Here is a 9,056-nt window from a genome sequence, read left to right on the forward strand (position 1 = left end):
AGCCAGGTGCCAAACTGACACCGCTAGACCTACTTGTCAGTAACATAAAACGCTGTTCGGTGTCTGTAGTCGTGCAGCTTGGCGTGCGGGCATACGTCGCACAGGCTGCATGGCGGCAGATTCGTGTTGGAGGAGATTGAAGTAATGAGCCACACGTTCGATGATTTCATCGATGAGAACGGCCACATCACCATCGACGAAGGGCAAACGCTCGTTCGCCACGTCGAGGTGAACGTACAAGAGAACGCCGACACGCTCGCGTACCGATTCGTCGACTACTCCAGGGAGCGCGAAGGCGAAGCCCACGAGCTGACCTGGGCGGAGTTCGGCGCTCGACTCAAGGCCGTTGCGGCTCGCCTGCAGCAGGTCACCCAGCCCGGTGATCGCGTCGCGATCCTCGCCCCACAAGGCCTCGAGTACGTGGTGGCGTTCTTCGGTGCGATCTACGCAGGCACCATCGCCGTGCCGCTCTTCGATCCCGACGAGCCCGGCCACACCGACCGGCTGCACGCCGTTCTCGGCGACTGCAAGCCCAGCGCGATTCTCACCGCCAGCAACTCGGCCGCAGGCGTGCGTGCATTCTTCCGCGCCCTGCCCGCCGCGGAACGCCCTCGCATCATCGCCGTCGATGCGGTCCCCGACAGCGTCGGCGAAACCTGGGTCGAGCCGAACGCGACGCTGGACGACATCGCCTACTTGCAGTACACCTCGGGCTCGACGCGCACCCCGGCAGGAGTCGAGATCACTCACCGCGCGGTCGGCGTCAATGCACTGCAGATGGTGGACAGCATGGAGATCAACCACGACTCCCGTGGTGTCACCTGGCTGCCGATGTTCCACGACATGGGCTTGCTGACCGTCATTCTGCCTGCACTCGGCGGTAAGTACATCACCATCATGAGCCCCCGCGCGTTCGTGCAGCGACCCTGGCGCTGGATCAAGGAACTCGCCGCGGTCTCGGATGGGGCAGGCACATTCGCGGCGGCACCGAACTTCGCGTTCGAGCATGCCGCTCAGCGCGGACTGCCCAAGAACGGCGAGAGCCTCGACCTGTCGAATGTCATCGGCCTGATCAACGGCAGTGAGCCCGTCACGACGTCGTCGATGAAGAAGTTCAACGATGCTTTCGGCCCCTACGGTCTGCCGAAGTCCGCAATCAAGCCGTCCTACGGCATGGCCGAGGCCACCCTGTTCGTCTCGACCAGCAAGCACGCCGACGAGGCCAAGGTGGTCTACGTCGACCGCGTCGAGCTCAACGCCGGAAACTTCGTCGTCGTCGCCCCGGACGCTCCCGGCGCGATCCCGCAGGTATCCACCGGAACGGTCGCCCGAAGCCAGTGGGCAGCGATTGTCGATTCCGAGACCGCGACCGAGGTCGAGGACGATCACGTCGGCGAGATCTGGTTGCACGGAGAGAACATCGGCCAGGGCTACTGGGGTCGCGAGACCGAGACCACCGAGACCTTCCACAACAAGCTCGTCCACCGCATCTCCCAGGGCTCGCACGCCGAGGGAGCCCCCGAGGGTGGCAACTGGATGCGGACCGGCGACTTCGGCGTCTACCACGACAACGAGCTGTACATCACCGGTCGCGTCAAGGATCTCGTCATCGTCGACGGCCGCAATCACTACCCGCAGGACTTGGAGTTCTCGGCACAGGAGGCCAGCAAGGCACTGCGGCCCGGCTTCGTCGCGGCGTTTTCCGTCCCGCTCAACCAGCTCCCCGACATCGTGTTCGAGTTCAGCGGAGCAGCGTTGACGAAGGACTCGGACGACAGCTCCGAGCAGCTCGTCATCGTCGCCGAGCGTGCTCCCGGCGCAGGCAAGGCAGATCCGCAGCCCATCGCCGACGAGGTCCGTACCGCGGTGTCCGCGCGTCACGGAGTCACCGTGCGCGATGTCCTCCTCGTCCCGGCCGGATCCATCCCTCGCACCTCCAGCGGCAAGATCGCCCGGCGCGCCTGCAAGGCCGCCTACATCGAGGGCACCCTGCGCGGCGGTTACCAGCAGACGGCGTTCCCGGACGCCGAACTGCCCGACTGACGCGCGCGCACCCTTCGATTCCTCCGACACAACGTGGTGAGTAATGGCTGAACTAGAGACAGACGAAAACGAGCAGGTCGGAGAATCGGATCAGTCCGCAGGCTCCACTTCCGTGGGCGATTACACGGTTGCGCAGCTTCGCGATTGGCTGCGCGACTGGGTTGCGGACGCTACCGGGCAACCGGCGTCGGCAATCTCCGACGACCGCCCGATGGAGGAATTCGGTCTGTCCTCTCGCGACGCCGTCGCGCTGAGCGGTGAAATCGAGGAGCTGGTGGGTGTCACGCTGACCGCCACCGTCGTCTACCAGCATCCCACCATCGCCTCGCTGGCCAAGATCATCATCGAGGGCGAACCCGAGGAGCCGGTCGGCACCGTCGACGACGCCTTCTACACCAGCGGCGGACAGTCGGGCGACGCGCACGACGTGGCGATCGTCGGCCTGTCGTCACGCTTCCCCGGCACCGGGCACACTCCGGAAGAGATGTGGTCGCTCCTGATCGAGGGCCGCGACGGCATCACCGATCTGCCCGACGGCCGGTGGCAGGAATTCACCTCCGATCCCGTCATCGCCGCTGCCGTGGCTGCGACGGTGACCAAGGGCGGTTACCTCGACGATGTGAAGACCTTCGACGCCGAATTCTTCGCGATGTCACCCAACGAGGTCGTCAACGTCGATCCGCAGCAGCGACTTGCGCTGGAACTGACCTGGGAAGCGCTCGAGCACGCACACATCCCGGCCAGCTCGATCAAGGGCAGTCAGGTCGGCGTCTTCATCGGCAGCTCCTCCAACGACTACCAGCTCATCGCCGTCAGCGACCCGGCCGTACACCCGTACGCCCTCACCGGCACCTCCACCGCCATCGTCGCCAACCGAGTGTCGTACTTCTACGACTTCCGCGGGCCGTCGATCGCTGTCGACACCGCCTGCTCGTCCTCGCTCGTCGCCGTGCACCAGGCGGTGCGCAGCCTGCGTACCGGCGAATCCGATCTGGCCGTGGCCGGTGGCGTCAACATGCTGCTCGCGCCGCCCATCACCGTCGGATTCGGCCAGACCGGTGTGCTCGCTCCCGACGGGAAAATCAAGGCGTTCTCCTCCGACGCGAACGGCATGATCCGCTCCGAAGGCGGCGGACTGGTCGTCCTCAAACGACTCGAAGACGCCGAGCGGGACGGCGACGACATCCTCGCCGTCATCGCCGGATCGGCGATCAACCAGGACGGCCGCTCCAACGGCCTGCTCGCACCGAACCCGGATGCGCAGGCCGACGCACTCCGATTCGCCTACCGCGACGCCGGTATCAACCCCTCGGGCGTGGATTACATCGAAGCGCACGGAACCGGAACCATCCTGGGCGATCCCATCGAGGCGGACGCTCTCGGTCGCGTCGTCGGCCGGGGCCGTGACGCCGACAAGCCTGCCCTGCTGGGCTCGGCCAAGACCAACTTCGGGCACCTCGAATCTGCCGCAGGCGCAGCAGGTTTGATCAAAGTCGTGCTCGCGATGCAGCAGAACAAACTCCCCGCGTCACTGAACTACGCCGGACCCAACCCGTACATCGACTTCGAAAAGGCGCACCTTCGCGTCGTCCCCGAGGCCACCGACTGGCCGCGCTACACCGGCAAGGCAGTCGCTGGAATCTCCGGATTCGGCTTCGGTGGTACCAACGCGCACGTGGTCGTGCGCGAGTACGTCCCGGGTGAAACCGACGCCGCGTTCGACGCCTCGGCGGTGGATCCCGAAGCCGTTGTGGCAGAGGGTGTCTACGAGGACGTGGAGGTCGAGACGGTCAGCCCGGTCACCGAGACCGCACAGACGGTCGACGAGGCTGCCGAGGTTCCCGAGACGGTCGTGCTCGCAGTCTCCGCAGCTCTGCCCTCGCGGCGTAAGCGCGCCGCAGCGGACCTCGCCGACTGGCTCGAGACCGAAGAAGGCAGCACGACGCCACTCGTGGACGTCGGCCGTACACTGGCTCGCCGCAACCACGGACGTTCGCGCGCAGTGGTTCTCGCATCCACCACGGCCGAGGCCATCGCGGGACTGCGCGCCATCGCAGCCGGTAAGCCCGGCCCCGGTGTGTTCTCCGCCGATTCGCCCGCGTCCAACGGCGCAGTATGGGTGTTCTCCGGGTTCGGATCGCAACACCGCAAGATGGCCTCCCGGCTCTACCGAACCAATTCCGTCTTCTCCGCCGAAGTGGACAAGGTCGACGAACTGCTGCTCGACGAGGCAGGCTACTCGATCCGAGAGATCATCCTCGACGATGCACAGACCTACGAGTTCGAGAACTCCCAGGTCGCTATCTTCGTCATCCAGATCGCCCTTGCCGCAACGCTTCGCTCGCACGGTGCCGAGCCGGCGGCCGTCATCGGGCACTCGATGGGTGAGGTGGCAGCCGCCTACGTCGCCGGTGGCCTCAACCTCGAAGACGCCGTCCGCATCATCTACGCCCGTTCGCGGCTACTGGCCGAGGGGCAGGACGGCCTCGGAGCCGCATCGCAGGGTGCCATGGCTCTGGTGGAATACACCCCCGACGAGGTCAAGACCCTCACCGATCAGTTCCCCCACGTCGAGCCATGCGTATACGCCGCACCGACCCACACCACCGTCGGTGGGCCACGCGCCGAGGTCGAATCGCTCGTCGAAATGGCCGAGGCCGCAGGCAAAATGGCCCGACTGCTCGACGTCAAAGGCGCAGGCCACACCGCAGCGGTCGACGTACTGCTCGGCGAGCTGGCCGCCGAACTCGCCGGAATCGAACCCAGCAAGCTCACCGCCGGGGTCTACTCCTCGGTCGATCGTGAGGCGCACTATCGCGTCGGGCATGCGGCGATCCACGGTGTCGAGTACTGGACCAAGGGAATGCGTCATCCCGTCTGGTTCACCCAGGCAGTCAATGTCGCTGTGGGAGACGGCCACACCACGTTCGTCGAGCTCGCACCCAACCCGGTCGCGTTGATGTCGGTTGCGGCAACGGCATGGGCGGCGGGCGTCGCGGACTCGACACTGATTCCGACGCTCAAGCGCAAGGAAGACGAGGACCAGACGTTCCTCGCGGCTCTCGCGCAGCTGTACGTCCACGGTCACGCGCTCGAGCTGGCGACACTGTTCGCTCCCGGCCCGTACGCGGCGATCCCGCGAACTGCCTACCTGCGCAAGGAGTTCTGGCTCAACTCGCAGGTGAGCTCCAGTGGCAACAGTCGGGTCCCCGGGGCGCGTGTCGCACTGCCCGACGGTCGTCATGTCTGGGAGGTCCAGGCCTCGGCCGTCGCCGGATTCGATGCACTGGTCACCGCGGCGGCATCGCAGGTGTTCTCCGATGTGGCACTGGGTGTTTCGGTCTCCCATGCACAGGTGCCCGAGACGGGCACGGTCGTCACCACATTGACCTCGCATCTCGGTGGCGCATCGGTCCAGGTGCACGGCCGCGACGGTTCGGCGTTCACCCTGCTGCACGAGGCCGTCGTCACCTCGGGTGACGCACGTCCGGAACCCGTCCAGGCGGTGGAACCCAGTTCGTCACCGATGGAGGAACTGCCGGAGATCGTCGAGACGTTCGGTGACCGTTGGGATCCCAACGGAAGTCAGAAGCTCGAAGATCGGTTGGCGATCATCGTCGCCGAGTCCATGGGCTACTCGCCCGAGGACCTGCCGCCCGAGGTGCCGCTGATCGAACTGGGCCTCGACTCGCTCAGCGCCGTCCGCATCAAGAACCGCGTGGAATACGAATTCGACATTCCCACAGTGCAATTGCAGGCCGTGCGCGACGCGAACCTGCGTGAGGTGGAGAAGTACCTGCGCTACGCGATCGAGAACCGCGACGAGGTGCAGGCACTCGCCGACCAGCAGGCAGCGGAGAAGGCTGCCGAACAGGAGGCGGAGAAGGCCGCCGAGCAGGCCGCAGTCACGCCCGCTCCGGTCGAGGAAACACCTGCGGCGACGGAACCGACTGTGACACCGGCAGTTCCAGCCGCGGCAGAGACCGACCTGGGTGGTAAGGAAGCCTTCGCCGAGGCCGCCGGTTCCGATGTTCCCCCGCGCGACAATGCCGAGCGGATGACGTTCGCAACCTGGGCTGTGGTGACGAAGGAATCGGCCAAGGGCATCTTCAACACCCTGCCGATTCTCGACGACGAAACCGCCGAGAAGCTGGCCGCCCGTCTGACCGAGCGGGCAGGCGGGGAGATCACCTTCGACGACGTCCTCGACTCGGAAACCATCGAGCAGCTCGCCGACAAGGTTCGCCCGCATCTCGAAGACGGTGAGATCGACGGCGTAGTTCGCAATCTGCGCGCTCGCCCCGAAGGTTCCACCGCCACACCGGTGTTCGCCTTCCACTCGGCAGGCAGCTCCACCGTCGCCTACGAGCCGTTGCTGCGGAAGTTGCCGGCCGACACTCCGATGTACGGGCTCGAGCGAGTCGAGGGCCCCATCGCCAAGCGCGCTGCGGAGTACGTGCCGCTGATCAAGGCGATCCAGCCCGAGGGGCCGTACGTGTTCGTCGGGTGGTCGCTCGGCGGCATCCTCGCCTACGAGGTCGCTCGTCAGATGGAGGAAGAAGGAATCGAGGTCGCCTACGTCGGGCTGCTTGACACCGTGATGCCCGGCACCGCGATTCCGGACACCAAGGACGAGGTTCGTAAGCGGTGGGAGCGGTACGCGGCGTTCGCGAAGAAGACGTACAACGTCGACTACCCGATTCCGTACGACAAGTTGGTCGATGCGGACGACGAGGGACAGATCCGCATCATCACCGATCTGGTCAAACTCAGTGGCGCGAAGATCCCCGGCGGAATCATCGAACATCAGCGGACGTCGTGGCTCGACAACAGGGCGATCCAGACGGCCGAGCTCAAGGAGTACGGCGGACATGTCACGTTGTACCTGGCCGACAAGTACCACGACGACGCGATCGCGCTCGAGCCTGCGTACGCCACCCGCGAAGAGCACGGTGGTTGGGGACCCGTGGTGAAGGACCTCGAGATCGTGTACGTCGGAGGCGATCACCTCGCGGTCGTCGACGAGCCGTACATTGGGAAAATCGCGGCCCATCTGTCGAAGACGCTCGAGAACATCGAGTCTGCAAGAACCGGAGCGTAGATTTTGAGTGGCACCACTGCGGAGAAGCTGGCCGAACTACGGGCCAGGCTCGACCTGGCCGAGGAACCGGCAGGCGACATCGGAATAGCCAAGCGCGCGAAGAAGGGCATCCCCAGTGCCCGCGAACGCGTGAACTCGCTGCTCGATCCCGGAAGCTTCATCGAGATCGGCGCGCTGGTGAAGGCACCGAACGATCCGGGTGCGCTCTACAGTGACGGCGTCGTCACCGGTCACGGCACCGTCGACGGCCGTCCGGTCGCGGTTTTCTCGCACGATCAGACCGTGTTCGGCGGCACTGTCGGCGAGATGTTCGGTCGCAAAGTCGCGGGCATCATGGACTTCGCGATCAAGATGGGTTGCCCGGTGGTCGGCATCAACGACTCCGGTGGCGCTCGCGTGCAGGACGCCGTCACCTCCCTCGCCTGGTACGCCGAGCTGGGCCGACGCCACGAGGCGCTGTCCGGACTGTGCCCGCAGATCTCGCTGATTCTCGGTAAGTGTGCCGGTGGAGCGGTGTACGCGCCCATCAACACCGATCTCGTCGTCGCCACCGAAGAGGCGTACATGTTCGTCACGGGGCCGGACATCATCAAGTCCGTCACCGGTGAGGACGTCAGCCTGGACGAGCTGGGCAGCGCGCGTGTGCAGGCACTCAACGGAAACGTCCACCACGTTGCCGCGGACGAGAAGGCCGCGTTCGAGTGGATCCGCAACTACCTGAGCTACATGCCGTCGAGCTGCCAGGAGGAGTCGCCGGTGATCAACCCGGGACTCGAACCGGAGATCACCGACTCCGATCGCAAGCTCGACTCGTTCATGCCCGACGCCGACAACGCCGGATACGACATGCACGACATCATCCTGCGCATCTTCGACGACGGTGAATTCCACGAACTCTCGGGCCAGACCGCGCCGAACGTGATCACCGGATTCGCCCGCGTCGACGGTCGACCGGTCGGAATCGTCGGCAATCAGCCGTTGCACCTGTCCGGCGCTCTCAACGCGGACGGGGCCGACAAAGCCGCACGCTTCATCCGGCTGAGCGACGCCTACAACATCCCGATCATCTTCCTCGTCGACACACCCGGGTTCCTGCCCGGCGTCGATCAGGAAACACTCGGCGTCATCCATCGCGGTGGTCGCTTCATCTTCTCCTTCGTCGAGGCGACAGTGCCGAAAGTGACTGTGGTGATTCGCAAGTCGTACGGCGGCGGATACGCGGTGATGGGCTCGAAACAGCTCGGATCGGACATCAACCTCGCCTGGCCGACCGCCCGCATCGCCGTCATGGGTGCCGAGGGTGCCATCAACATCATGAGTCGCAAACAACTCGCCGAGGCCGGAGAGAACGCACCGGCCCTGCGCAAGCAACTCATCGACTTCTACAACGAGCATGTCGCGACGCCGTGGATCGCGGCCGAGCGTGGCTACATCGATGCCGTCATCGAACCATCCCAGACGCGCCTCGAGATTCGTAAGGCCCTGCAGATACTGAAGGACAAAGAAGTGATCAAGAGTCCGCGAAAGCACTCGCTGCTCCCGATCTAGTCGCTCTCGTTCGGGCCCGGTCGCTCCGCTCCCTTTGGCGTCAATGGACCACTGCACTGGTCAGACGTATGCAGTGGTTCATTCACGCAACCGCTGGGGCGGTGTCAATGAGCCACTGCACCGGTCAGACGTGTCTGCACTGGACCCCGTGGGTTGGACCGTTAATGGAAATCCTAGGCTGCGAGGGCCTGGGCTCGGTATTGCACCGGGCTCAGGCCGTCGAAGCGTAGCGAGATGCGGTCGTTGTTGAACCAGTCGATGTAGTCCTCGATCGCGGTGTGCAAGGCGTCGAGGTTCAGGTATCGGGTGTGATGAAACATCTCTTCTTTGAGGTGACCGAAGAAGTTCTCGATGATCGCATTGT

Annotated in this window: 4 protein-coding genes; 3 read left to right on the top strand and 1 reads right to left on the bottom strand. The window is 64.9% G+C overall.

Annotated features, from left to right (window positions below; genetic code table 11):
- Nucleotides 1-144: 144 nt before the first annotated feature.
- The 3 genes from fadD32 to ACOQFP_RS00435 are packed head-to-tail and all read left to right on the top strand — an operon-like array spanning nucleotide 145 to nucleotide 8,692.
- Nucleotides 145-2,043 carry a long-chain-fatty-acid--AMP ligase FadD32 gene (gene fadD32, locus ACOQFP_RS00425; protein ID WP_421583110.1) on the top strand — a complete coding sequence of 633 codons (1,899 nt, stop codon included), beginning with the start codon at nucleotides 145-147 and terminating at the stop codon, nucleotides 2,041-2,043.
- Nucleotides 2,044-2,086: 43 nt separating this feature from the next.
- Nucleotides 2,087-7,144, top strand: a complete 5,058-nt coding sequence (gene pks13, locus ACOQFP_RS00430; RefSeq protein WP_421583111.1) for a polyketide synthase Pks13 — start codon at nucleotides 2,087-2,089, stop codon at nucleotides 7,142-7,144.
- Between the two features lie 3 nt (nucleotides 7,145-7,147).
- Nucleotides 7,148-8,692 (top strand): acyl-CoA carboxylase subunit beta, encoded by a 1,545-nt coding sequence (locus tag ACOQFP_RS00435; protein ID WP_341244166.1) that lies wholly within the window; start codon nucleotides 7,148-7,150, stop codon nucleotides 8,690-8,692.
- Nucleotides 8,693-8,865: 173 nt separating this feature from the next.
- Here the strand turns inward: ACOQFP_RS00435 and ACOQFP_RS00440 are convergent.
- A partial coding sequence (locus tag ACOQFP_RS00440) for an IS3 family transposase (protein WP_421583112.1) occupies nucleotides 8,866-9,056 on the bottom strand: 191 nt, incomplete at its 5' end.

Origin of the sequence: Rhodococcus sp. MALMAid1271 (assembly GCF_049195265.1) — a bacterium.
Taxonomy (GTDB): Bacteria; Actinomycetota; Actinomycetes; order Mycobacteriales; family Mycobacteriaceae; genus Rhodococcoides.